The organism is uncultured Dokdonia sp. (assembly GCF_947492535.1).
GTDB lineage: Bacteria > Bacteroidota > Bacteroidia > Flavobacteriales > Flavobacteriaceae > Dokdonia.
The window spans coordinates 1-285 of the sequence record NZ_CANLNH010000057.1 but is presented as its reverse complement, the minus strand read 5'-3'; the positions used below and the strand labels follow the sequence as shown (position 1 = coordinate 285).

General features: G+C 37.9%; 1 protein-coding gene. It reads left to right on the top strand.

Going from position 1 to position 285, the window contains the following annotated elements; all coding sequences use genetic code 11:
• A partial coding sequence (locus tag Q1A60_RS21535; protein ID WP_300008522.1) for a hypothetical protein occupies positions 1–285 on the top strand: 285 nt, incomplete at both ends.

Below are 285 nucleotides of genomic sequence, written 5' to 3'. Positions count from 1 at the left end.
ACGACGATTGATTTGGTGGTAAACCCATTACCATTTATCGCAGAGCCATTACCAGCGAGTGTTGCCTGTGATGATGATAATGATGGATTTGGGGTGTTTAATCTTCAAGAGTATTCAGATGATATTTTAGCAGGGTTAACAGATGTTGTTTTACGTTTTTATGAAACCTTTGATAATGCACAGAATGATAATACGGCTGAGCAGATAAACATCACTGTTCCTTATGATAACATCACAGGAATGGCAGAATTATACATCCTAGCAGAGAATACCGTTACAGGATGT